The organism is Segatella intestinalis, from assembly GCF_029348455.1.
Lineage (GTDB): Bacteria > Bacteroidota > Bacteroidia > Bacteroidales > Bacteroidaceae > Prevotella.
Map to the genome: position 1 here is coordinate 193043 of NZ_JARJVV010000004.1, position 22044 is coordinate 215086.

The 22044-nt window shown below is 46.0% G+C and carries 28 protein-coding genes and 1 pseudogene; 17 read left to right on the forward strand and 12 right to left on the reverse strand.

The window, feature by feature from the left end; translation table 11 throughout:
- Positions 1-104 precede the first annotated feature (104 nt).
- The 8 genes from P3T48_RS03995 to P3T48_RS04030 form a co-directional block, all read right to left on the reverse strand.
- Entirely contained in the window at positions 105-1445 is a 1341-nt protein-coding gene (locus P3T48_RS03995; protein WP_276505735.1) for an OmpA family protein, read from the reverse strand.
- Positions 1446-1494: 49 nt separating this feature from the next.
- The gene (gene mobV / locus P3T48_RS04000; RefSeq protein ID WP_276505736.1) at positions 1495-2952 is read right to left on the reverse strand and encodes a MobV family relaxase; all 1458 of its coding nucleotides are present in this window, start codon (positions 2950-2952) and stop codon (positions 1495-1497) included.
- A gap of 266 nt (positions 2953-3218) precedes the next feature.
- Positions 3219-4124 carry a hypothetical protein gene (locus tag P3T48_RS04005; protein ID WP_276505737.1) on the reverse strand — a complete coding sequence of 302 codons (906 nt, stop codon included), beginning with the start codon at positions 4122-4124 and terminating at the stop codon, positions 3219-3221.
- A gap of 67 nt (positions 4125-4191) precedes the next feature.
- The gene (locus tag P3T48_RS04010) at positions 4192-4689 is read right to left on the reverse strand and encodes a hypothetical protein (RefSeq protein ID WP_118192258.1); all 498 of its coding nucleotides are present in this window, start codon (positions 4687-4689) and stop codon (positions 4192-4194) included.
- A gap of 13 nt (positions 4690-4702) precedes the next feature.
- A complete protein-coding gene (locus P3T48_RS04015; protein ID WP_118192256.1) occupies positions 4703-5113 on the reverse strand; it encodes a hypothetical protein in 411 nt (136 codons plus the stop codon).
- Positions 5103-5465 (reverse strand): hypothetical protein, encoded by a 363-nt coding sequence (locus tag P3T48_RS04020; protein WP_118192254.1) that lies wholly within the window; start codon positions 5463-5465, stop codon positions 5103-5105. Before P3T48_RS04020 ends, P3T48_RS04015 begins: the two co-directional genes overlap by 11 nt.
- Positions 5466-5921, reverse strand: a complete 456-nt coding sequence (locus P3T48_RS04025; protein WP_094880475.1) for a hypothetical protein — start codon at positions 5919-5921, stop codon at positions 5466-5468.
- A gap of 12 nt (positions 5922-5933) precedes the next feature.
- Positions 5934-6812 carry a hypothetical protein gene (locus P3T48_RS04030; RefSeq protein WP_259323042.1) on the reverse strand — a complete coding sequence of 293 codons (879 nt, stop codon included), beginning with the start codon at positions 6810-6812 and terminating at the stop codon, positions 5934-5936.
- Between the two features lie 547 nt (positions 6813-7359).
- Between P3T48_RS04030 and P3T48_RS04035 the strand changes: the two genes are divergently transcribed.
- From P3T48_RS04035 to P3T48_RS04105, 15 genes are all read left to right on the forward strand, one after another.
- A complete protein-coding gene (locus tag P3T48_RS04035; RefSeq protein ID WP_118192252.1) occupies positions 7360-7989 on the forward strand; it encodes a recombinase family protein in 630 nt (209 codons plus the stop codon).
- Positions 7990-8011: 22 nt separating this feature from the next.
- Positions 8012-8815: a YqiA/YcfP family alpha/beta fold hydrolase gene (locus P3T48_RS04040; RefSeq protein WP_276505738.1), complete on the forward strand. Its 804-nt coding sequence runs from the start codon at positions 8012-8014 to the stop codon at positions 8813-8815.
- A gap of 16 nt (positions 8816-8831) precedes the next feature.
- Complete coding sequence (locus tag P3T48_RS04045; RefSeq protein WP_276505739.1) at positions 8832-9467, forward strand: HAD-IA family hydrolase; 636 nt, start codon at positions 8832-8834, stop codon at positions 9465-9467.
- Positions 9468-9471: 4 nt separating this feature from the next.
- A complete protein-coding gene (locus P3T48_RS04050) occupies positions 9472-9849 on the forward strand; it encodes a YccF domain-containing protein (RefSeq protein ID WP_276505740.1) in 378 nt (125 codons plus the stop codon).
- A 27-nt stretch (positions 9850-9876) separates the two neighbouring features.
- Positions 9877-10152, forward strand: a complete 276-nt coding sequence (locus P3T48_RS04055; RefSeq protein ID WP_218486624.1) for a DUF1294 domain-containing protein — start codon at positions 9877-9879, stop codon at positions 10150-10152.
- Positions 10153-10175: 23 nt separating this feature from the next.
- Positions 10176-11216 (forward strand): winged helix DNA-binding domain-containing protein, encoded by a 1041-nt coding sequence (locus P3T48_RS04060; RefSeq protein ID WP_276505742.1) that lies wholly within the window; start codon positions 10176-10178, stop codon positions 11214-11216.
- The gene (locus P3T48_RS04065; RefSeq protein ID WP_276505743.1) at positions 11216-11959 is read left to right on the forward strand and encodes a YczE/YyaS/YitT family protein; all 744 of its coding nucleotides are present in this window, start codon (positions 11216-11218) and stop codon (positions 11957-11959) included. The genes P3T48_RS04060 and P3T48_RS04065 overlap by 1 nt, the downstream gene beginning before the upstream one ends.
- 40 nt (positions 11960-11999) lie before the next feature.
- Positions 12000-12668, forward strand: coding sequence for an AlkZ-related protein (locus P3T48_RS04070; protein ID WP_276505761.1), 669 nt, complete (start codon positions 12000-12002; stop codon positions 12666-12668).
- A gap of 2 nt (positions 12669-12670) precedes the next feature.
- The gene (locus P3T48_RS04075; protein ID WP_276505744.1) at positions 12671-13186 is read left to right on the forward strand and encodes a pyridoxamine 5'-phosphate oxidase family protein; all 516 of its coding nucleotides are present in this window, start codon (positions 12671-12673) and stop codon (positions 13184-13186) included.
- Between the two features lie 23 nt (positions 13187-13209).
- Positions 13210-14070, forward strand: a complete 861-nt coding sequence (locus tag P3T48_RS04080) for an aldo/keto reductase (RefSeq protein WP_276505745.1) — start codon at positions 13210-13212, stop codon at positions 14068-14070.
- 45 nt (positions 14071-14115) lie between these two features.
- Positions 14116-14796 carry a DNA alkylation repair protein gene (locus P3T48_RS04085; RefSeq protein WP_276505746.1) on the forward strand — a complete coding sequence of 227 codons (681 nt, stop codon included), beginning with the start codon at positions 14116-14118 and terminating at the stop codon, positions 14794-14796.
- A 122-nt stretch (positions 14797-14918) separates the two neighbouring features.
- Positions 14919-15482, forward strand: a complete 564-nt coding sequence (locus P3T48_RS04090; protein WP_276505747.1) for a type IV toxin-antitoxin system AbiEi family antitoxin domain-containing protein — start codon at positions 14919-14921, stop codon at positions 15480-15482.
- Between the two features lie 13 nt (positions 15483-15495).
- Positions 15496-15936, forward strand: coding sequence for a M14 family metallopeptidase (locus P3T48_RS04095; protein ID WP_276505748.1), 441 nt, complete (start codon positions 15496-15498; stop codon positions 15934-15936).
- Positions 15937-16232: 296 nt separating this feature from the next.
- Positions 16233-16466 (forward strand): DUF3791 domain-containing protein, encoded by a 234-nt coding sequence (locus P3T48_RS04100; protein WP_119227931.1) that lies wholly within the window; start codon positions 16233-16235, stop codon positions 16464-16466.
- Positions 16463-16669: a DUF3791 domain-containing protein gene (locus P3T48_RS04105; RefSeq protein ID WP_119227930.1), complete on the forward strand. Its 207-nt coding sequence runs from the start codon at positions 16463-16465 to the stop codon at positions 16667-16669. The genes P3T48_RS04100 and P3T48_RS04105 overlap by 4 nt, the downstream gene beginning before the upstream one ends.
- Before the next feature lie 114 nt (positions 16670-16783).
- On the opposite strand, the gene P3T48_RS04110 is transcribed toward P3T48_RS04105, so the two are convergent.
- Together P3T48_RS04110 and P3T48_RS04115 are read right to left on the reverse strand one after the other, a co-directional pair.
- Positions 16784-17626: an aldo/keto reductase gene (locus P3T48_RS04110; RefSeq protein WP_276505749.1), complete on the reverse strand. Its 843-nt coding sequence runs from the start codon at positions 17624-17626 to the stop codon at positions 16784-16786.
- Positions 17627-17883: 257 nt separating this feature from the next.
- The gene (locus P3T48_RS04115; protein WP_218486631.1) at positions 17884-18777 is read right to left on the reverse strand and encodes an AraC family transcriptional regulator; all 894 of its coding nucleotides are present in this window, start codon (positions 18775-18777) and stop codon (positions 17884-17886) included.
- Between the two features lie 143 nt (positions 18778-18920).
- Between P3T48_RS04115 and P3T48_RS04120 the strand changes: the two genes are divergently transcribed.
- Positions 18921-19682 carry an MBL fold metallo-hydrolase gene (locus P3T48_RS04120; RefSeq protein WP_153081427.1) on the forward strand — a complete coding sequence of 254 codons (762 nt, stop codon included), beginning with the start codon at positions 18921-18923 and terminating at the stop codon, positions 19680-19682.
- A 24-nt stretch (positions 19683-19706) separates the two neighbouring features.
- Here the strand turns inward: P3T48_RS04120 and P3T48_RS14370 are convergent.
- Positions 19707-19832: pseudogene (locus P3T48_RS14370) on the reverse strand (IS110 family RNA-guided transposase); the annotation flags it as partial.
- A gap of 163 nt (positions 19833-19995) precedes the next feature.
- Here P3T48_RS14370 and P3T48_RS04125 point away from each other — a divergent pair.
- Complete coding sequence (locus P3T48_RS04125) at positions 19996-20238, forward strand: hypothetical protein (protein ID WP_276505750.1); 243 nt, start codon at positions 19996-19998, stop codon at positions 20236-20238.
- Between the two features lie 210 nt (positions 20239-20448).
- Here the strand turns inward: P3T48_RS04125 and P3T48_RS04130 are convergent, their stop codons facing one another.
- The gene (locus P3T48_RS04130; protein ID WP_276505751.1) at positions 20449-22014 is read right to left on the reverse strand and encodes an alpha/beta hydrolase family protein; all 1566 of its coding nucleotides are present in this window, start codon (positions 22012-22014) and stop codon (positions 20449-20451) included.
- Positions 22015-22044 lie beyond the last annotated feature (30 nt).

Genomic DNA, 22044 nt, shown 5'->3' on the forward strand with positions numbered 1-22044 from the left:
GTATGAGAGAAGAATTTTAGTGCTTTTACTCAAAAGCTACGTTCGGTATATATTATGTATATATGTGTACATGTATTCACGTATTCATGAATACACGTTTAAGCCTATTTCAGCAAAACAACGGTTGTGAAGCGGTTTGCCTCATTCGCCGCATATTTGTCGATTCCGCCTAAGTTGTAAGCTTTGATCTGGCTCTTATCTACACCTCGCTTGATGAGTGCCTTGGCTATGAACTTGGCACGTCGTTTACCCAAATCCCGGTTGCCGGACTGAGTACCTGTAGCACTATCGGCTGCACCGGATATTTTAATCTTCAGATTTTCCTGCTTGGCCATCTTCGCTATGTCTTCGAGGTTCACAAGCTGAGACTTGTCAACCAATTTATCAGTGTTGAGCTTGAAGAAGAAATACACCGGAACACCGATGCTTACTTTCAGGTGGTCAGAAGATGAAAGGGAATCTGGGCGATAGCCATCTGCATTGCCTGCCATGTTGCCATCACCGCTGCCCATTGCACCCTGCTTGCTGTTGCCATTCATCGAGAGTCGGGCACGGAGGGAGTTGAGACCACTGTAGCTGTTTTTCGGATAGACGGTCTTGCCATCGTCATTTCCTGCAAGTCGCTTTTCCAGATGAGCGTTCCTATCCCTCATGTAGGCAATGTAATCCTGGAGGGCAAGATTCTGCTCGATGTAGGGAGTAGCATCCAATACTCGCTTCCACCCCGTCTTGCCTATCGTGAAGGACAAACCGGCTGATACGGAAATCATGTTGTCGCCAAACTTGGTTGAGGTTCCAATGCCGTCAAAGTTCCTGGCGGTCAGCATTCCACTCACTTCTCCTACAAGATGAACACGGTCGCTGATGCGGTAACGGGCTTCCACGCCATAGGTGAAAGCAAACGGATGACTGCCACTTGAACCGCCCTGGCAGGTACAGTTGTTGATCCAGTCGGAATTATGGATCATGCCGACACCTACGAATGGAATCACATCCCAAAGAGGGATTCCGCTTTCATTCTGACGGATTCCAGACGTGACGTTGTACAGAAAGTCTGCATGGACATACTGATACTTCATCGTATGGAACTCTGCGTTCTTGAAGCTGAGTCCCTGAAATCCTATTCGTCCACCGATTGCGGGCGTGAACCATTTGCCGACTCCTATCTGCAAGAGAGGAGTGACACGGTCGAACACGTCACCGCAACCAATGGGCGTCCCAAGAAAAGCTGAAGCCCCGCCCTTTGCTTCTATAAACCAATTTCTACCCCAGTTGGCTGCTTCGCTTACATTCTTGAGATATGTAGGATTAACAGGCATGAGCATCTGCTCCTGACTGTACGATTTCTGGATATAAAGACTGTCAGAACTCTGTCTGGCAGTTTGTGCCGAAGCTGTCATTGCAGCCAGACACATCATTGTAATTGATAATATTTTCTTTCTCATGTTGTTGTCTTTGATGATTGATTACTTGCGTAAACAAATGAGCATGGTGTTACATCTTCTTTCTTCTTCTGGCGGATGGAGCGCACATCTTGCGTGCCATTGCCAGGCATCTTCTTGCCCACTCCCTATCGTCTTCGTCTGGTCGCTTGCCCCATCCAGAGTCTGGGCTGCCGCCTCCACCTCCATGCGTCTGTGCGATGGTCGTGGCATCATCCACGAAACCGCACACGAGGTTCAAGGCTACCTTGACAACATGGTTGCCGTCTTCAGCCAATTGACAGAGAAGCGTGCCGTCGAAGTCGAGTTTCACGCTGTCAGGTAGATTCGGGAAGCGAATGGCAAACTCATGTGCCATGGTGTCGAGCATCACGCCATTGAGATGATAGCTCATGTTGTGCGCCCAGGAGAGTTCAGACTGGTTGGCTTTGTCTTCCAGTTCACTGGCCTGCTTCTCAATCTCTTCCTTGTCCTTGCGGAGGGTGTCAAGCAACTGGTTGGTCTCAGAAAGCTTCTTCTCCTTGTCTGCCAGTTTATCTTCCACCATTGCCTTCTGCTGTTCAAGGCTCTGGATCTTACGGGCGATGTCGGCACTGATGTTGTCACTGTTGGCTTGCAAGGCTCTCAGCGGTTTGAGTTCTGCTTCGAGACGGTTGATTTCAGCCTTCAGATTCTCTATCATAGAGGTAAAGGATTTCTGCTTCTTTTGGGCGATGGAGAGTTCCACGTTCAAATCTTCGAGGGCTTTCCGGGTGTTCAGCATCTGGGCTTCGAGCGTCACGCACTCGTTGGCAAGCCATCGTCGATACTCTTCCGTAGAACGGTGACGTGCTCCTGTCTCTGCAATCGACACCCCTCTCGTGAGTCCCCATTTCTCATTGACCTTGGCAAGTTCGTCGTGTAGGGCAAGAAGATAGTTCTTGTAATCTATGCGGTTCTGACCATGGAAGATTTTCTTGAAGGCGAACTTCTTGTCCTTGTCTATCGGCAGAAGCGCACAGTGGACGTGCGGATTCTTCTCATCGCAGTGGACGATGAAGGAGACGATGTTTTCCTCTCCATATTTATCTGCCACAAAGCGGTAGATGTCCTGTGCCCACTTTTCTATTTCGGGCTTTCGCTGGATATGCTCGTTGCCACCTTTGCTTTCAAAATCTACCTTCTGATTGCCAAAGGCAAGCTCTCGCATGCGTTCCGTTGAACCGCCGAAGATGAAATTCACTACGGTTCGGAAACGTGGTTCTGCCAGTCCTTCGTTAGGGTCTTTGATGCCACGTGAGGCGAGATTTTCTGCCATGCGACTGGTAAGCGGACGGCTCTTGTCTATCGGGGCGACCATGCCACCTGGACGGATCTCGAAGTTTAGATGTTCACGGCTACGGTCGTAGTTGCCTTCACGCATGGCCTGGTTCCATCCCTTCTCCGTCCAGTCTCTCAACTCTTCGTTGCCTACCGAAGCAAGACCTTTGGTAACCTTGATGTCCATAACCTGTTTTGATGATGTTCCCATATCGTATTTCTTTGCTATAGTCCTTACTCCATGAGCCTTTTTCAGTCTTGGCAACACCAGGAAATCTGACCCAGCTTGCTGTTTATCTGGTCAGCCCTCCCGACTACTTCAGTAGGTCGGGGTATTAGGCTTCCCAAGACTGAAAAAAAGTGGCACGTGCAAGCACGCTGCCTCACGTTGCTTAAAATCATTCAGCGATGTGCTAACGGGCGTCCTGATCGCATCAACGTGCCTCGCAAGGAATAAGGGGAATATGACTTTTGTTTTTAATCGTCGGAAGACTCCGCAGGTGCTACCTTTTCGGATGGCTCCCTGGCCTCAGTAAGAGGACGAGGGGGATTCACATAGTAGTTGGATGCGGAGCAGCAGATGTAGTGCTCGAAGATGCAATCCAGGAGTACTATCTCCGCTTTCGAGTATCGGGTTGCCACTTCGTCCATATAACTCGGCTTGGTATTGCCACTGATGGCTTTAGCCAGAATGCCAAGAGAATCGATCACTTTGTGCCAATCCCAGACATGGTCTTTTCCGAAGAGCAGGCTCACGGAATCGGAAAGTTCCTCAGGCAGTTCATTCTCCTGATTGAGATAACGGAGGATGGAAACTGCCAGTGAATCGAACACCTGGGCTTGCTGGTTGAGTACACGCCTGGCAGAAATGCCTCCATATCCTTCCTGCTTGGCCATGTTCATCTTCAAGTCGTAATAACGGCTGTAGGAATCGGCCACTTCTTTGGCGGTGGCTCTGCCTTTGATGAAGCGGATGAACTGCATGGCGCAGAAGTCGAGGATGTCGTCCGGACTCTCGATAAGAAGAGACAGACGTTGCTCCAGGTTGACAGAGAAGATGAAGCTCTTGGAGTATGGCTCTACGGAAAGCTGACCAAGTTTGGTGAGTCCGGAGATAAACTGGCGAACCGTGGCACGCTGCCATTGCCACTGACGGGCAAGTTCGGAAATAGTGGCAACAAACTGACCGGGGAGCAGCTGGAAGGCTCCGTCGGTTCCCGGCGACTGATAGGCTCCTGAGGATGCTTTCGAAAGCAGGTCGCAGTAGGCTTCCAGCTTGCTGTAACGTTCCTCTGCTTTCGGCTTCAGAAACTCCAGCAATGAGCGATCAACACCTTTAGACTTATCAGCCTCGGGTGTGTGATGATTTGAATTGTGAGTCATTTGAGTCATTTTTGAATGTGGAATGTAGAGCAAGTGGATATTGTATTGTTCCAGTTGTAAGTGGCATCTAATAGTAATTTTTGATAATCAGCGCAAGCAGATCCTTTGGGTTGTTGATGGCCTCAGGATGGCTCTTCATGCGGAGCACTTTTCCAGATGGATAGAACACTGCTGCCACGCTGACGGCAAAGAGGAACAGAGACATGCTATTCATATAAGGTAAGGCGTAGCAAACCATCGAGAGTAGCAAGGTGGCGAACCACAGTCTTTTTCTCTCATGCAAAAGATGGAAGGTGCTTTCTGCAATTTTCCTGTTCAGAAGCACCAGGGTCAGGAGTGTTGACACTACGACTGAGAGATTGGGTGCCGTTACATGGCAACACCAGTTGACGAAGATAAGCATCAGCACGACCAGGTAGGCATAGAGATTTCTTGCACTCTGAAACATGGTCATTTTCCACATAAACCGCTTCATGAATCCATATTCCTTTCTGTAAAGACAGAAGAATGCTGTCAGCAAGAGGAAGGGAAAAGCGAACCGGATGAGGGTTAGAATTTGTATCATATATTCCTTTATTTTACTTGTTTTTATCTCTGTCGAGTGATTCAAGTCGCTCGGCAATTCTGTTATTTAACTGGATGTTGTAACTGGGCGACATCTGGTCAATGGTAGGGTCTTTCGCCAGTTCTTCATCAGCCTCGATGAGAAGACGGAGATAGAGATCCACATAGGAATTGTGGTCTAACTTCGCCGTTGGAACGGCTGCCGATGTATTAACACTTGTATCTATCGGCTGCATCGTATCAGGGTCGATGTCATCAGGTAGATGGTAAGCCGTCTGTATGCTTCGCATCACAAATATGCAGAATACTATCAATAGACCAATTATTGCCTTGGCTATGATGTTCAAGTTGAATAACATCAGAGCAGACACCATCACCAAAATGGCTATTATATAGAAGGTATATACTTTTCGTTTAGTACTCATAATCGCTTAATTCAAGTTTGATGATTCCGAAGGATGCTTTCTCTATAATGTATTCGACATCACGTTGGGTAAGAGTGCCCTTCTCTACTCTATCCTTGGCGCTCGGATCTTTTTTACAAAGAGCTGCCAGACCCTGGTTCAAGTCGTATTCATTGATTTTCCAGGTTCGCTTCTTTCTGAAAGAGTAATGATCTCTGTAACTCTGGAGCGAGAGTCCCTTGTAAAACAGGGTCTTCAATACCCCATCCTGCAGGATTCTCATCTCTACCAGCTGTTCCGTATCTTTAACTATTATCCATGTTCTGTATCTTTGTATGATGTCTGCAATCAGGTAATACGTCTGTTTGTTCATCTAGAGACCGCAGTTGAAATCGTTCATGATCTGTACGTGTTCTCGCTTAGCCCGGAACGTGCCGCGACGCTCGTGCAGCCGGAGGTCTTCAAAAAGATCTGCCGACATGAGTTCGATGGAGTTGTAAATCGTCACATTCAACTCGTGGATGAGTCCATCGGCGGAAGTCTTGCAGTTGATCTTGAACATCCGTTCGGTGACCGGATAGCAGTAGGCGCAGCATTCATGTCCGAACACCGTATGGACTGATGGCTCCAGATGGTAGAGAATGGCAAGGTCGGCATTCATCTCGAACATATCAATCACCTTGTCAATAGGTTGTGGGATATGCACTTCGTAGGGAAGAATGGCATAATCTTCGTATGCCTTTATCTCGCCAATCCAATAATTGTCAATCAGCTCTGGCAACAGCATGGGGCCGGATGCCTTGAATTTGTAGATAGCTTCCTGTAACATGATAATGAAAGATTAGAGGGTTGATATGTAAAGACGCATCAGCTGGGCTGGAATCCTGTTGGACACTTCCTTGTTGACAAGGTGTTTGCCTTCAAGTCTCGTGATGATGGCTGGATAATCCTTGGCGATGTCCGTCATCAGCTGAGCCTGCTCCGGGGTGAGCATGGCAATGGCCAGCGAATCCATTGAGAGATAAGGCTGCAATATCATCCAGAGATAGGCGTTGGCTTGGATGGCATCTCTGATTTTTCCTCGCTTCAAAGCGTCACGACAAACCTGGGCGTTGAGAATCAGACGGCGGTCTGTTCGCATCGACATGAGAACGAGGGTCTCAGAAGCTGGCAGCTTGTTCCTGGAAGCGGATTTGTAGATGGCAGAGCAGATGTCTGCCGTATGGTTGGTGATTTCCGTCATTCCGATGGATGAGCATTCATCGATATGAGCGAGGAACGTGCGGAAATGGCGGTCTTCCTCATGCAGGAACGCCACGAGTTCCTTTCTTGACTTGATGCCATGCGACTTAGTGCTCAGCAGGAACTTGGAGTAGTTGGCCAAGGCGCTGTGAACTTCCAGGTCATAGACAGCCGATTTGTCCAATGTGGCGAAGAACTTTGTGGCATTTTCCTTCAGAGAGCCGAGTTCCTTGTTGTCCTTATATAAAGAGGTGTGGAGCTTCACATAAGCCACATCGCTCAAAGTACAGTTGCCAGTCATCCCCAGCAGTTCTGTGCGGATGGAGTCTGAAATCAGATCATACTTCATGGAAAGCCCACTGTGCGCATTGAACGAAGGATCCTTCCTGATATAGTTCAAGACGGTGTCTCCATACTCGCGCCACTGGTTGATGTAGTCTGCAAGATGCTCTGCATCAGAGTCTGAATGCCCTTTCATCGTTTGAAAGAAAGCCTGGTACTGTTTCAAGGCATCTTCTGAAGACTTGAAATCATATTGACGACTTCCACTGCATGAGGTGATCATGAGTAAGGCACATAAAAAAAGCAAGTGAAAGAATAAACTCTGCTGAGTTGTTTTTCTTTCACTTGCTTTACTTTCTTTCATTTGGTTTTTGAGACCTGTTGCTGAAGAGTTACCGAGGTAACCGACAAAACTGTTCAACTGTACTGTATTCCTATTATCCATTGGCATGTAATTGAAAATTTTGCGTGCAAAGATACAGATAAAATTCCACATTAACGACACTACAATCAGACTTTATGTTATTTTATGTTTCATACTCTTTGCAGTATGATTTTTGAAGATGTGCTCCTATTTTATAAATTAGGTTAAATCAAGTCTGCAGAACCAACAAAACCAGGCAGTATGAATCCATTTCTGAATATAATTTGTATCTTTGCAGAAGAATCGTGCCTGAGCAGGTGTTATCCTGCCGTAAAAAGGCGCATAACTATCAAGTTATCAGTCAATAAAACATTTTGATATGGCAAAAGTAGGCTACATCATGGCTACATCCCAGTATGACAAACTGGAAGAAGACCTCAAATGGATGAACGAGTTCGGTTGTGTAAGAATCATCGAAGAAAGTGATGATAACGAACGTCACAGACCGCTGTGGAAGCAACTGATGGCAGCATTGCAAAGAGGCGATGAACTCGTGATTCCGAAATTTTCCAACGCCTTGCGTGGCAGTCGTGAACTGGCAATATTCCTGGAATTCTGCCGGGTCAAGGTCATTCGCATCATCAGCATCCACGACCGGATTGACTCCAGCAACATCCTGTTTCCGGAAACCAAGCCATCTGACGTATTGGTAATGATGGGTTCCCTGCCCGACGAAGTCCTTGCTCTCAGGAAATCTGCAGAGCATGTAATCAAACTGCAGGAGAAGATGATTGTGTCTCTGCCTCCTGTTTCTGCCAGCAAGATGCAGAAGCTCGACAGAGAGAAGACTGTAGTGAACCTCTATGTGGCTGGACATCCGATAGATGAAATCTGGAGAGCCAGCGGATTCAGAAGCAGAAGCTCCGTATTCCGCATTCTCAACAAGCACGGAATTAAGCTCAACAGAGGCAATCATTCCGGACCAATCAAGAGAAGAGACACAAAGTAAACAAGACATTGAAGATTAGAGCATGAAGAAAATATTATTCCTACACGGATTCTTCGCCACGGGCAGTTGTCCGATGGCGAGAGCCTTGAAAGAGGCATTTGAGGGAACGGCAGTGGTGCTGACTCCCGACCTTCCCTTGCACCCCAAGGAGGCACTGAAGGAGATTCGCTCCATCATCGACCGGGAGCAGCCCGACTTGCTTCTGGGCAACAGCTGCGGCTCTTTCCTCGCCCAGATGCTGGCTCCGGTGGTGGGCATTCCTGCCCTGCTCGGCAATCCGCATTTCATGATGACGGAGTTTCTGAAGGAGCGAATCGGCGAGCATGAATACAAGGCACCGAGAAGGGACGGCAATCAGCGGCTGGTGATTGACGAGGCGCTGATTGAGGAGTTTGCGGAGCTGGAAGCCGTGCAGTTCGACCATTGCAACCCCTATTATAAGAATCGTGTGTGGGGACTTTTTGGTGAGCAGGACACCCTGGCTCACTTCTCCCCTCTCTTCCTAGAGCATTACAATCAAGCCTTCCATTTCCCTGGCGGTCATACGCCTACTGAGCAGGAGGTGAAAACCTGGTACGCTCCCCTTGCCCAGAAAATGATGATGGAGTTTTCTGCAAAGGAAGAAAGATATTTCCAGCACTTCAAGGGCGGCAAATACAAATTCATCCATTCTGCCTTCGACTCCGAGACTCAGGAGCGCATGGTGGTTTATCAGGCTCTCTATGGAGACCAAGCCTATTGGGTAAGACCGGAAGATATGTTCTTCGGGAAAGTAACAAGGGAAGGTAGAACTTTCAATCGTTTCACAGAAATAGATAAATTCTAACAACAGGAAAATGAGCATGAAACAGATAGAAACACTCGTTTTTGATTATGGAGGTGTCATCGTGAATATTGATGATGCCTCTGTTGTGAAAGCCATGGAGAGCCTGGGCGTTACGGCGTTCAAGCGGCTAATCCATGTCCGCAAAATCAAGAGACTGATGCACCAATATATTAATGGTCTGGTGGCGGAAGCAGAGACTTTGAAAGAAATGCTGAGCCTTTGCCGCAAAGGAACCACAACCGAGGATATTGAAAAAGTTCTCGAAGAGCTGTGTGGCAATCTGCCCGTGGAAAGACTGAAAGCATTGGTCAAACTACGGAAGCGATACAAGGTCTATCTGCTCAGCAACATCAACGATACGCTTTGGCAGAAATCGGTCAGTCAGATGAATCAGCTGGGATATTCCACAGACGAGCTGTTTGATGAAGTGTTCCTCTCATACGCCATGCGGAAAGAGAAGCCATCCGTCGAAATCTATGAAGAGATGACGCAGCAGACAGGATTGAATCCTGCCACCACCCTCTATTTCGATGACCGCTCAGAGAATGCCGAGGCAGGCAAGCGATTTGGTTTCCAGAGCGTACTGGTAAAGACCAATCATCTGGAAGAGCATCAGGAATGGCAAGAAATTAACAAGAATATAAAAGAATAATCTTATGCGCATAATAGGAAACTTACTTTGGTGGCTCTTCGGAGGTCTCGAAGCTGCCATCGGTTATTTCACCGGAAGTCTGGCTCTTGCATGTACTATCATCGGCATTCCGTTTGCAATACAGACATTCAAGATTGGTCTGCTCTGCCTATGGCCTTTTGGCTCTACAGTAAGAGAATCGAATAGTCCAACAGGTTGCATTCGCATCCCGTTGAATTTACTCTGGCTGATTTTCGGAGGATTGTGGGCTTGCATCATGCATCTGTTCTTCGGCTTTCTCTTATGTATCACGATTGTCGGCATTCCTTGGGGCAAACAGCATTTTAAAATGGCCGGGCTTTCGCTCGCACCATTCGGCAAGGATGTGGAGTTGGGATTTTAAAGAGATAAGAAAACGCAGTTGAAGAGTATGAACACATTACATAGTTATCTCATCTACTATCTCCTGGCCATCAATGCAGTTGCATTCATCATGTACGGCATTGACAAGTACAAGGCGAAGAAAGCCAAGTGGCGCATTTCGGAAGCCACGCTTTTGTTGCTGGCTGTACTTGGAGGAAGCATCGGAGCATGGATGGGAATGAAAGTCTGGCACCATAAGACGATGCACAAGAAATTCAAATACGGCATTCCTGCCATTCTGCTGATGCAGATTGCGCTGATGGCGTATTTACATATGAATTAATAACAAATAGCTTGTAAAAAACAATGAATCTAATAGCAATACGCCTGCTTTCACAGCAACTCATCTGCCCTCAATTTGATACTCCCCAAAAGGTGGTGTCTCATTTTGGGGCCATGCAAGCCCAGGATTACCGGATGGTAAGATGGGCAGTGATGATGCGTACCCGCAAACCTTCTTCTACAGCTTTCAAAAAAGCATTCGATGAGGGTGAGATTGTCCGTCTTCACCTGCTGCGTGGCACTTGGCAACTGGTTTCAAATGAAGACTATTGGTGGATGCTGGACCTGATTTCACCTAAGGCAACTTCCGTTGTAAAAGGATGGATGAAGAGTAACAAAATCAGTATCGATGATTCTGAGCTCAATCAGATTCACGACATATTTGTTCAAAAAACCGAAGAGTTGCAGTCTGTGACAAGCAAAGACCTGAACGACGCTTTGCTCGAAAGAGGCATCGTTATGGACAGTCATCGCCTATCCTACCACATTCGTTTTAACGAATTGAACGGTACTTTCTGCAGCGGCAATCTTCTTCCCACAAAGGCAACATACAGTCTCACGGAGAAGAAGATTCCCCGAACAGCCAGGCTGGAACGTGATGAAATGCTGATGCTTCTGGCAAGAAAATATTTTCAGAGTCATTCGCCAGCCACATTCGAAGATTATGTCTGGTGGTCAGGACTGAGCACTTCTGATTGCCAACGAGGCATTGAGTTGCTTGGTTCAGAACTGAGGATTGAAAAATGGAAAAACTATCGGTTCTATCTGCATGAATCATGTCGAACACGTGGATTCAGAAGTGGAAAGTCTCATCTGATAGCTCCTTTTGATGAATATCTGATTGGCTATAAAAGCCGGGAGTTAGTGATCCATCCGCATCAAATGCCGTCTGCATACACTAATAATGGCATTTTCTTTCCTGTAATCGCCCATGATGGCAGAATTTGCGGCAACTGGAATCCTTGGGAGAAAAATCTCAACATCAGTTACTTTGATTCGGCAGAAAAAGATTTGTCATTTGAGAAGCAATGGAAAATATTTAAAGAAACGATAAAGAAGAAATAATGATTAAAAAAGAAGAAGAAGTTATATCTTTTATATGGCAGCATATTCTGCTGCTCGTATCGCTCTATGTAATGACTTTCGGAGTCGCTGCATGTGTGCGGAGTCTGTTAGGTTCAAGCGTTATTTCCACCATCCCTTACGTGATGGCTTCGGCAGGAAAGATGCTTGACTACATTCCAGGATGGACTATCGGCGGCTACACCATCATGATGAACGCAATCTTCGTGGTGCTGCAGATTCTGATTCTCAGAAGAAACTTCGAGTGGGTGCAACTCTTCCAGCTCGCTATCGGCTTTATCTTCGGAATGCTCATAGACCTCAACATGGTGCTTACACAGTGGATGATTTCAGAAAACATTCTGGTCAATGCTCTTGTGCAGATTGCCGGTTGCACCATCCTCGGTTTCGGAATCGCCATGGAGGTGAAGTGCGGCTCAGTAACCATGCCTGGCGAGGGCATTTCCATTGCCATCCACAAGGTGACCGGCTGGCCTTTCCCTAAAGCCAAGATTCGGGTGGACATCACGCTCGTGGTCTTAGCCGTTGTGTTCTGTTTCCTGCTTCTCGGTTCATGGAAATGGGAAATTGTGGGAATCGGCACTCTCTTCGCCATGGTCTATGTAGGCGTTACGGTTCGCCTATTCAACAAGCATCTTGCGTGGTTCGACCGCCTTCTCCACTATCGCCCAGGTTGCCGCAGATATGTTTACGGACTGGCAAGATACATAAGAAGACAGATATAAGGTCAAGGTATTTAAGTACAACAGGTAAAAATAGATGAACATGAATTTTCCAGAAATATACTCAGCAACAGGCATGATGGAGCTGATTCAGAAAATCGGCTTCCTCCCTCTCCTTGATAGTGGAATTGAAGGCTTCTCTGCCGAAGACATCGTGGCAGAGGATTGCGGTTATGTAAGACTTCCAGAAGGTGGTTGGGATTGGCCATTGTGGAAATGGAAGGGCGAAATTGTGCAGGAAATGCCGTGTATGTACGGAAAGTTCTTCAACAAGAAAACGGGATTCATCAGTCTGGAATGGTGGCCGGACTTCTGCAACTACAGAAGAAGCAAATACCCCCGTCCAGATGATGACTCGATAGAAGGAGCCATTCTCAGCACGCTTCAATCATCGGGCAGTCTCATTACAAGGGAACTTCGAGCTGCCTGCGGTTTTACGGGTAAGGGAATGAGAAGCAAGTTTGACGGTTATCTCACCCGACTGGAAATGGCGACTTACATCGTGACCGAGGATTTCATCTACCCTCGTGACAAGCACAATCACGAATATGGCTGGGGATGGTCGCTACTCAATACTCCCGAAGATCTCTATGGCAGGGAGACTTGCCAATGCAATCGCACTCCCCAGGAATCTTATCAGAGGATTTTCCAACATCTGAAAGAAATCCTGCCTGATGCTTCGGATAAACAGATCATAAAATTAATTGGATAAAAATGAGAAAGAAATCAAGAGCAATGGATAGTGAGTGGGCTTTGGAAGTAATGCACAAGGCTCCGTATATAACAGTAAGTTTTATTGACGAAGACGGCAAACCTTACGGCTTACCGCTGTCGCTCGCATCTGATGATGATGTGAACTGGTATTTTCATGGTGCCTTGGAGGGCAAGAAACTGGAGGCAATCAAGACTCATCCTGAGGTCTGCCTTTCGGCCGTAACCCGTTGTGCGCCTACAGTTGGTCCGAAGGACGGCAGTTTCACCCTGCAATTCAAATCAGCCATTGCATTCGGCAAGGCAGAAATCGTGACCGAGGATGCAGAGAAGATTCATGGTCTCCGACTAATCTGTGAGCGTTTCCTTCCTCAACACATGGATGCTTTCGATCAGAGCATCGCCCGTTCTCTATCACGCACGGCTGTAGTTCGCATCACACTTACTGAGCCGCCAACCGGCAAACGCAAGCAGTATGATAAGGAGGGCGTGGAAATGAAATATGGCAGAATGGAATAAACGAACTTTAAAACATATTGATTATGAAGAAGATAAAGTTAAGCAATGGCGTGGAAATGCCACAACTGGGATATGGTGTTTATCAGGTGGAACCTGATGAGTGTGAGCGTTGTGTGGTGGATGCTCTCAGCGTGGGCTATCGGATGATAGATACTGCGCAGGCTTACCTCAACGAGGAAGCCGTGGGCAACGCATGGAAGAAGAGCGGCATTAGCCGTGATGAGATTTTCCTCGTTTCCAAGGTCTGGCATTCCAACTATGGCGAGGGACAGACCATGAAGAGCATCGACGAGAGTCTGCGCAAACTGCAGACCGACTACATCGACCTGATGCTCCTCCACCAGCCTTACTGCGACCGCTACGGTGCTTATCGTGACTTGGAAAAAGCTTACAAGGCAGGAAAGATTCGTGCCATCGGAGTGAGCAACTTCTTCCCTGATCACCTTATAGATCTGGCTTCAAACATGGAGATTGCACCGATGGTGAACCAGATGGAGATGCACGTGTTCAACCAGCAGCACGAGACCCGAAAATTCATGAATGAGTTTGGCACCAAGCTCATGGCATGGGCTCCTTTGGCAGAAGGTCAGAACGGCTTGTTCACCAACCCTACCCTCACCCAGATTGGCGAGAAATACGGAAAGACTGCTGCACAAGTAGCCTTGCGCTGGCTGTTGCAGAGCGATGTTATCATCATCCCGAAGACCGTTCACAAGGAACGAATGCAGGAGAATCTGAATCTCTTCGACTTCGAACTTGATGCTGAAGACATGCAGGCGATTGCCAAGCTCGACACCGCCCATAGTCTCTTCCTAGACCATCATAGCGGAGAAACGACCAAGCAGTTTATGGAGTGGAGAGCTGTGGTGAAACCTACAGAATAATGTGACAATCACTCCAACTAAGGCTCAATATAAAACAAAGAATTTATGACTTCATTTCAAGAAAGACTGTTCGCCATGCAGGATAAGCAGTATGCTGCTTTCCAAGCCAAACTGACACCGGGAGTGCCTATGGAGAGTTTCATAGGCATTCGTGTGCCTGTGCTCCGCAAGTTCGCAAAAGAGTTTACAAAGGAGAAAGAATGCGAGGAATTTCTGCATCAGCTTCCTCATCAGTACTACGATGAGAACATGCTTCACGGACTCCTCATTTCCGAGGTGAAAGACTACGAGGAATGCATCCGTCTTACAGATAAATTCCTGCCATTCGTGGACAACTGGGCAGTTTGCGACATCATGTCTCCGAAGGTGTTTGCCAAACACAAGAAGGAACTATTGGCGAAGATCAAGACTTGGAGTAAATCATCACACGTTTATACTTGTCGCTTTGGAATAGAGACACTTATGTCTCATTACCTGGATAAAGACTTCAAGGCAGAATATCTTGAAATTCCTGCATCAGTAAGGAGCGAAGAGTATTACGTAAAGATGATGGTTGCCTGGTTCTTCGCCACCGCCCTTGCCAAGCAATGGGACGCAACGATTCCCTACATCGAGCAAAACCGTCTTGCTCCCTGGACGCACAACAAGACCATCCAGAAAGCCATCGAGAGCTACAGAATCACACCCGAGCAGAAGGAATACCTACGGACGTTGAAGATAAAATAAAAGGAAAAATTTAGAAAACGAATAACCATACATTGGAGAAAGAGCCTTTTTAATATCCTGTACAAAACTACCACACTTAGTAATATTTGTGGTACTTTTGTACCAAAATTAGGAGAACAATTATGGAAACAAAGAATTCATTCATATCATCTGCAAGTGTCAAAGTACAAGGACGAACAGCTTACTACAAGATGCTGGAAGCCGTTCGTCAAGGTGAACTGATTCAGGTTTGCCGTGGCGTATATGCTAACATAGACCAATTGTCAGCATGTATGGTTGATATTGAGTCTATTGTTCCCAGCGGAATCCTCTGCCTTTGGTCTGCCTGGAATATCCATCAGCTTACGACATCCATGCCGCAAGCTTATCATGTCGCTATCAAAAGGGATAGAAAAGTAAAAGTTCCTTCATTCCCAAAGATAGAGCTCCATCACTATACTTCCAACATTCTTGAAATCGGCGTGATGGAGAAAGTCATAGATGGATTTAAGGTAAAGGTATATGATGTAGAACGATGCGTATACGATGCAGTAAAGTTCCGCAATAAGGTGGGCATTGACGTCTGTTCTGAAATCATCGATAACTATCTTTCCAGACCAGGAAGAAATATCAGTAAACTAATGGATTATGCCCGACAATTGCGTGTTGGCAACATCCTGGGAAATTATCTACAAATGAAACTGTAAGTAAAGAATAATTATGACACAAGACACATCTACATATTACGTTTGGATAGGTGGCTCATGTGATTATGGCCATAAAGAGCGAGCTGGTGGTGCTGCCGTTGTGATTGAGAACAATGGAAGCATCATCAGCCGTGATGTAATCAGCGACCTACACACCACGGAGTTCCGAATGATGCTAACCCTCATGGTGAAGGTAATGCAGAAAATCCCGGAAGGTTCTGATATTCTCTTCCTGACCAACGCTGCCTATATTCAGAATTTTGACAAGACTCCAACATCAAAGTCTGCCAACCCGGACTTGATTGTCCAATGCATCGAGGAAAAGAAAAGGCACAACTCTGTCGTAGTCAAAATCGTACAATATCACAAGAGTCCATTGCTAATAGAAACCCATGACATGGCTACGGAAGCAATGGCAAAGACAAGAAAGGAGTTTCATCAGAAAAATAGATGAATGTTTAGGGGGCGTTTCCGGTCATTAAGGTCAAGGTCATTAAGGTCATTAAGGATTTCTGATTATTCAAGATGCCATCAACATCCTCTAGCATATAAATAAGGTTAAATCAAGTTCGTCCTGCAAACAAAATTCATTCATTAAATCACTTTTCTGAATATTTTTTGTATTTTTGCAGATATATAGTGCCAATATGGGGTTGAACTTGGCTTATCCCATAGATTCAGGCGCATATCTATCAAATGATTAGAGCATGAAGAAACAATAAAGAATACGAAATAAACGGATTACAGAATATGGCATATTCAGACAACGATACATACAGACATATTCACTTCGCCGTTATGGCAATAGAGAGTGGAGCACGGAAACTGGGCATTTCCGGAAAGGAGATGCACGACCGCCTGCTGAAGCAGGGACTGATTCATCGTAGGCTGATTAAACGTTATGAAGACCTTCATACACAAAGCCTTGACTGGGTGGCAGACGACATTAGTGAAACTTTATTGAACTGGGAGAAAGAAGTATGAGGGATTCTGTATTATGGCGCAAACAAAGCCGAATAATAATGATGCTTGCAGAAGCTCTGCATATTGATGCAGAAAGGGCACTCAACTTGTTTTACACTACTAAGGTGTACCAGCAACTGTCTGACCCCAAATATGGCTTACAGCTTATGAGCGATGATTATATTCTTGAAAATCTCATAGAAGAACTGAGGGAAACTCAATAACATTAAAAATGGGGCTTAAGGTAAGAAGTTACGGAGATAATCCACATTCTCCGTAACTTTTTACATTTTCATCTTATATGTTTTGGGGACATTTCGCTCCAAATCTATACAGTATTAGAAGTCACATGTATCTGGGTCTGAACCTATTCTTTCAGCCTTCAGCGATGCGATTTCAAACATTTCCTGCTGAGAGAGTTTAAAATCGAATACATCGAAGTTTAACTTGATTCGGCTTGGAGTAACCGACTTTACCAGTGGCAGCACGCCTGTCTGCATCACCCAACGGATAACTACCTGAGCCACGCTCTTGCCATGGTTGGCAGAAATTGACTTCAAGAGAGGATTGTCCAAGACATTGCCTCTTCCCAATGGGCTCCATGCTTCCACAAGAATGTTGTTCTTCTTGCAGAACTCAACACACTCCTTCTGGGTGAATCCCGGATGATACTCTATCTGGTCAACCATCGGACAGATGTTTGCCTTCGCCATTACTGGCTCTGCATGATGCTGCATGAAGTTGGAAAGACCGATGCAGCGAATCAAGCCCTCTTCATGCAGACGCTCCATCGCTTTCCAAGTATCTACATTCAGCTGATTTGCATCCTTGCCAAACTGCAACTCGTTGGCTGGCCAATGGATGAGGTAGAGGTCGAGATAATCAAGCTGCAAATCACTCAAAGTCTTATCAAACGCCTTCAAGGTCTTGTCGTAACCACGCTCCGTGTTCCAAACCTTGCTGGTAACAAAGAGATTCTCACGCTTGATTCCACTTTCCTTGATTCCCTCGCCCACGCTCTTCTCATTTTTATATATAGCAGCGGTGTCGATGTGGGTGTAGCCGGCAGCGATGGCAGCTTTCACAGCTTCAACGCAGGTTGCTCCATCAGGAGTGAGAAACGTTCCGAAGCCCGGTGTAGGAATCTTCACTCCATTATTCAATAATATTTCCTTTTCCATAATTAAACTAATCTTTTAAATTTCAACTATTCTTTTGACGGTGCAAAGTTACTGACTTTTTCGCTTCAATAAGTATTTCTGTCATATTTCTATTTGTTTTGATTACGGTGCAAAGGTAGTGCATAAAACAAAGACACATTATACCATATACAATTTCTTCTCTACCATTTTGATAAAAGAATTAATTGTGACTCATCCGACAAGCAATGCCCACGCTCATTTCTGAACGCCCAAAACGCCAAAATGATAAATCATTCTCATTCATACACACCATTCTTATAGTCATCTTGGAATTCTCTACATGTCTTGCCCGTCTGCTGCTTGAAAAAACGCATCAGGTGGGGTGGTTCGGAGAAGTTGAAAGCATAGGCTATCTCACTTATAGACTTGCTGGTGAATAGAAGTTCATTTTTGATTTCTGCCAACAGTCGCTGTTTCAGCAGATAGGTAGCCGATACTCCATACTGCGCCATCACGCTATGGTTCAGGGTGATGCGGCTAATCTTGAGTAGCGAGGCGTAGTCCTGCACACGCTGCAACTTCCGGATGTGGGTTTCCATCAATTCCACAAACTGAAAGGCATAATAATTCTTAGGAGCAGCCAGAGGCAATTGATACTCAAGGGCATAATGGCGATTCATAATTGCCAACAGATAGTAGAGCACACTGACGATAATGTTGTAGCTGTCGGCTTGCGGCTGCCGAAGTTCTGTCCGTATTTTCTTGAGCAGCCGCTGATATTCTTCGCATTCATTTCCCGAACACATCAAATAGGGCGGTATTTCGGTCTGCTGGCAGTATTGCAGACGATAGACAAAGAATTTGTCGGCAATAAACGTTCGCATAAAATCCTCGCGAAATATCAAAAACTCGTAGTCGAGAGCCTCCTCATCGATGTGCCATTCCTGCTGCTGGTGAGGCTTCACAATAAGCACCATGCCGTCTTTCAGGTTTATCTTCCTGTAGTCTATCAGCACGTAGCCATTGGCTTTCTTGATGAAAAATATTTCGAAGAAGTCGGTCTTGAACACTTCATGCTCCGTTAGCACCCAAGGGCACTCGCCGCCATAAGCTGTGTTGATGTAGAAATCTACGCCACAGTCCGTCTTGCTGAATGGCACTTCTACCAGACGCTGTCTTTGCTTTGCCATAATCTTAATCAGTTATTTTTTATGCAAAGGTACATTTTTTCGATGATTTATCAAAATGGCACAACTGGAGAATGAAATGGTATAGATAAATTTAACATTTCAGGCTACCTTTGCACCATAGTTAGAAATAAAACATTAAGATTATGAAGATTCAACAGATTAGAAATGCCACCATCATTATCGAGTATGCGGGAAAGCGATTTCTCGTTGACCCCGTGCTCGGCGAGAAAGGGTCGTTTGCTCCTTTTCCGTTCTCTCACCATCAGGAGTTGAGAAACCCGCTACACGACCTGCCCATGAAGGCAGAAGAAATTGTCAACAACATAGACTGCGTGCTACTTACCCATCTGCACCTTGACCACATCGACAATACCGCCTACAAGCTGCTGAACAAGAAGGTTCACATCTTTGTGCAAGACGAGCAAGATAGGAATACTGTTAAGAGTCATGGATTTACCAACGTGGAAATCATTGGCGAAGACTCACGTTTCGGCGACATCCGTCTGTCAAAGACAGAAAGCCGTCACGGTCACTGGTGGATGCTCCCCTTGGCAGGTCACACCTGCGGCTATGTGCTGCGTCATGAGGCAGAACCGGTCTGCTATCTGGCAGGTGACACCATCTGGTACAGCGGAGTACGCCGAAACATAGACCGCTGGCATCCGCAGGTTATTATCGTGAACGCTGGAGGAAACAAATTCTATATAGGCGGACATGTCATCATGCACATTCCTGATGTTATAAAGTCAATGGACTATGCTCCTTGGGCAACCTTCGTGGCAACCCATCTTGAAGGTGTCAACCACAATCAAGTCACCCGTGCTGCCATGAGAGAAGAAGTCTTGAAGTGCGGCAAGGCAGACCGCATTCATATTCCCGAAGATGGAGAGATTATAGATCTGTAGCTCCACGATGGGCTGATAGCCTTCATCACGCATATCTTCCAACTGAAAAGTTAAAACTCCGAGAACTTTTTCAATAAGTTCTCCAAACTCATTCAAAATACAAAGATAAACGTTATCTTTGTGCACGTCAAGACCGCATACTGCTTTCATAGGCTTGCATATTTTGGGGGTAAAATTTCACCCAAAGATAAATATAATTTGTGACTTAGAGCACGTTGATGCAAGATTTTAGGTGTGTCGGTCTTGACATTTTAACGCAAGCAGCGAGCACTCGGAGATATTATATTGCACAAACTATAGTTCTTTTTGGGTAGTGTCGGCTACAGAAAAAGAAGCTGGAGGTGAAGTAAAGAGATTTTCTCCTAACTATGATGACAACAAGGATGCATCCATTACCACAGATTGGCTGACTGCTAAAAGTGTAGGAAATATATTGACTGTAACCATTCAGCCTACAACACTGGATGCAAACCGCTTTATGAAAGTGGAAGTGGAAGCAGGTGACGTCTTTGACGAATTCAACTTCAAACAACGTGGTTTGAAAGTTGGATTGTAAGAGAGGGAAAATAAGGTTTGTAAGATACCAGATAAAAGACATAACTCTGCCGGAGTCAAAATCGTGCAATCAGCAGGAATAAACAAATCGACTGACTATAGGTCCTTCGCTTAAAGATAGCCTATTATCAGTCGGTTTATTTTTTCAGAAGTTACATGCTATTTCATCTCATCTCTTTGAAAGCAGTCCACACAATTTTCGTTCATACTATCATTTTACGATTTCTGCCATCCAGGCAAAGAGTTCGTTCAAGGCATAGTCGCCACTGTGAGGGCGGTTCCAAGGCAGCTTGAAGTTTACGTCCTTGCCTGAGTTCTGCAGTTTTGCAGCCAAATTGATGGAAACAGAAAAGGCTGTATCTCTGTCGCGGGCTCCATGACGAATATACCAGTGAGGAGCTACTGATGAAACGCCATCGCCAATGAAATACATCGGATTCAGCAGACGGACATTCTCCTTGACTTCCTCAGAAACAGCGGTTCCGGCTTTCTCGGCACTCCAAGATGTGAAGTTGACATCTGAACCCTGAGCATTGCCGAATTCTCCATTCTCACCACTTGCTGCAGCTCCATCAACATTGTAACTGTCGAATGCAGGTACACCTTTCAGAGGTTGGGTACTGACCACATAATTCAGGTATTTTCCCATGTCGAGATCTGTAATGTATTCGCCCACCATCTTGCGGCCAGATATTCTCATAGGAGGCATTCCGGCTGATGGCTTTCTGCCACCTCCTGGTCTTCCTACCGATGGTCTTCTTTCGCCTCCAGGCATTCCCTCTGCTCTATTGTTTCCCATACCCGGACGGCTGCTCTGGCCATTAACTGGTGCCTGGAATGCAGCCATACTGCTGAAACTGAACCCTAAAGAATCTGGAATATCTGCGCCAGCATCTTTTGCTTCCTGGGCACTCTTGATGAGAATCTGCTTGATATAATCGAGATAGTTTTCGGCATTGAGAGCTGTTCCATCAGCCTTCTTCAGACCCAAGGAATTGATGTAGGAAGGAAACTGAGCTGCAAGTTCCTGAGATAAGGCCTGCTTGCTGGCAGACAGGCTCTTGCGACTATCTGTATTGACATACAACCACTCATACGCCATGTCGGCATGATCCAAATCTGTTATCGGGCAATAACATACAGAGGCAAACACGTCGTCTCGTTCATCGGCTGCTCCCATAGCTTTGAGCAGAGGAGCGTAAGAAGGATGATTACCTGTTGCGCCCAGCAGACTCGACATGGCTCCTCCTGCACTCGTTCCATCGGTGATGATTTTCTCAGCATTTCCAGGAATCACATTGTCAAAATGACGAAGATAACGGACTGCTGCCTTCAGATCGAGCAATGCTTTTGGAGCACGACCGGTATAAATGGTCTTCTTTCCCTGTTTTACGGTTGATGTACGGCCACGGCTGCCAGGAATGACAAGCACATAACCCTCAGCCAAAGCTCGTCCGCTGGCATCCTGCGCCTGAGGATAACCTGCTTCACTCGCCATATAACCTCCCACATAGGTGCGGAGGAACATAGGCGACTGGTGTGTAGCTCCTTCAGGCACAAAGATGTTCATATACTGATAGGTGGAATCCTCCACATTGGTCACGAAATAGAGTTTGGTGTAAGCAGTATAGTTTACCACTTTACCATCCGTCATAGTCAATGACGCTTTTACACCATTATCAGGATTAAACTGCAAAGGCGTAACCTTTGATTTCTTAGCTGCACAGATGTTCATGGCGAACAGGAGTGCAAATGATACTATTATAATATTCTTCATTTTTGTTATTTATAACGTTTTTTTTCCTTG

What these genes read in the sequence shown, in the direction of transcription:
- P3T48_RS03995 (WP_276505735.1), bottom strand. Translation starts at nt 1,445, where the DNA reads ATGAGAAAGAAAATATTATCAATTACAATGATGTGTCTGGCTGCAATG.
- mobV (WP_276505736.1), bottom strand. Translation starts at nt 2,952, where the DNA reads ATGGGAACATCATCAAAACAGGTTATGGACATCAAGGTTACCAAAGGT.
- P3T48_RS04005 (WP_276505737.1), bottom strand. Translation starts at nt 4,124, where the DNA reads ATGACTCACAATTCAAATCATCACACACCCGAGGCTGATAAGTCTAAA.
- P3T48_RS04010 (WP_118192258.1), bottom strand. Translation starts at nt 4,689, where the DNA reads ATGATACAAATTCTAACCCTCATCCGGTTCGCTTTTCCCTTCCTCTTG.
- P3T48_RS04015 (WP_118192256.1), bottom strand. Translation starts at nt 5,113, where the DNA reads ATGAGTACTAAACGAAAAGTATATACCTTCTATATAATAGCCATTTTG.
- P3T48_RS04020 (WP_118192254.1), bottom strand. Translation starts at nt 5,465, where the DNA reads ATGAACAAACAGACGTATTACCTGATTGCAGACATCATACAAAGATAC.
- P3T48_RS04025 (WP_094880475.1), bottom strand. Translation starts at nt 5,921, where the DNA reads ATGTTACAGGAAGCTATCTACAAATTCAAGGCATCCGGCCCCATGCTG.
- P3T48_RS04030 (WP_259323042.1), bottom strand. Translation starts at nt 6,812, where the DNA reads ATGAAAGGGCATTCAGACTCTGATGCAGAGCATCTTGCAGACTACATC.
- P3T48_RS04035 (WP_118192252.1), top strand. Translation starts at nt 7,360, where the DNA reads ATGGCAAAAGTAGGCTACATCATGGCTACATCCCAGTATGACAAACTG.
- P3T48_RS04040 (WP_276505738.1), top strand. Translation starts at nt 8,012, where the DNA reads ATGAAGAAAATATTATTCCTACACGGATTCTTCGCCACGGGCAGTTGT.
- P3T48_RS04045 (WP_276505739.1), top strand. Translation starts at nt 8,832, where the DNA reads ATGAAACAGATAGAAACACTCGTTTTTGATTATGGAGGTGTCATCGTG.
- P3T48_RS04050 (WP_276505740.1), top strand. Translation starts at nt 9,472, where the DNA reads ATGCGCATAATAGGAAACTTACTTTGGTGGCTCTTCGGAGGTCTCGAA.
- P3T48_RS04055 (WP_218486624.1), top strand. Translation starts at nt 9,877, where the DNA reads ATGAACACATTACATAGTTATCTCATCTACTATCTCCTGGCCATCAAT.
- P3T48_RS04060 (WP_276505742.1), top strand. Translation starts at nt 10,176, where the DNA reads ATGAATCTAATAGCAATACGCCTGCTTTCACAGCAACTCATCTGCCCT.
- P3T48_RS04065 (WP_276505743.1), top strand. Translation starts at nt 11,216, where the DNA reads ATGATTAAAAAAGAAGAAGAAGTTATATCTTTTATATGGCAGCATATT.
- P3T48_RS04070 (WP_276505761.1), top strand. Translation starts at nt 12,000, where the DNA reads ATGAATTTTCCAGAAATATACTCAGCAACAGGCATGATGGAGCTGATT.
- P3T48_RS04075 (WP_276505744.1), top strand. Translation starts at nt 12,671, where the DNA reads ATGAGAAAGAAATCAAGAGCAATGGATAGTGAGTGGGCTTTGGAAGTA.
- P3T48_RS04080 (WP_276505745.1), top strand. Translation starts at nt 13,210, where the DNA reads ATGAAGAAGATAAAGTTAAGCAATGGCGTGGAAATGCCACAACTGGGA.
- P3T48_RS04085 (WP_276505746.1), top strand. Translation starts at nt 14,116, where the DNA reads ATGACTTCATTTCAAGAAAGACTGTTCGCCATGCAGGATAAGCAGTAT.
- P3T48_RS04090 (WP_276505747.1), top strand. Translation starts at nt 14,919, where the DNA reads ATGGAAACAAAGAATTCATTCATATCATCTGCAAGTGTCAAAGTACAA.
- P3T48_RS04095 (WP_276505748.1), top strand. Translation starts at nt 15,496, where the DNA reads ATGACACAAGACACATCTACATATTACGTTTGGATAGGTGGCTCATGT.
- P3T48_RS04100 (WP_119227931.1), top strand. Translation starts at nt 16,233, where the DNA reads ATGGCATATTCAGACAACGATACATACAGACATATTCACTTCGCCGTT.
- P3T48_RS04105 (WP_119227930.1), top strand. Translation starts at nt 16,463, where the DNA reads ATGAGGGATTCTGTATTATGGCGCAAACAAAGCCGAATAATAATGATG.
- P3T48_RS04110 (WP_276505749.1), bottom strand. Translation starts at nt 17,626, where the DNA reads ATGGAAAAGGAAATATTATTGAATAATGGAGTGAAGATTCCTACACCG.
- P3T48_RS04115 (WP_218486631.1), bottom strand. Translation starts at nt 18,777, where the DNA reads ATGGCAAAGCAAAGACAGCGTCTGGTAGAAGTGCCATTCAGCAAGACG.
- P3T48_RS04120 (WP_153081427.1), top strand. Translation starts at nt 18,921, where the DNA reads ATGAAGATTCAACAGATTAGAAATGCCACCATCATTATCGAGTATGCG.
- P3T48_RS04130 (WP_276505751.1), bottom strand. Translation starts at nt 22,014, where the DNA reads ATGAAGAATATTATAATAGTATCATTTGCACTCCTGTTCGCCATGAAC.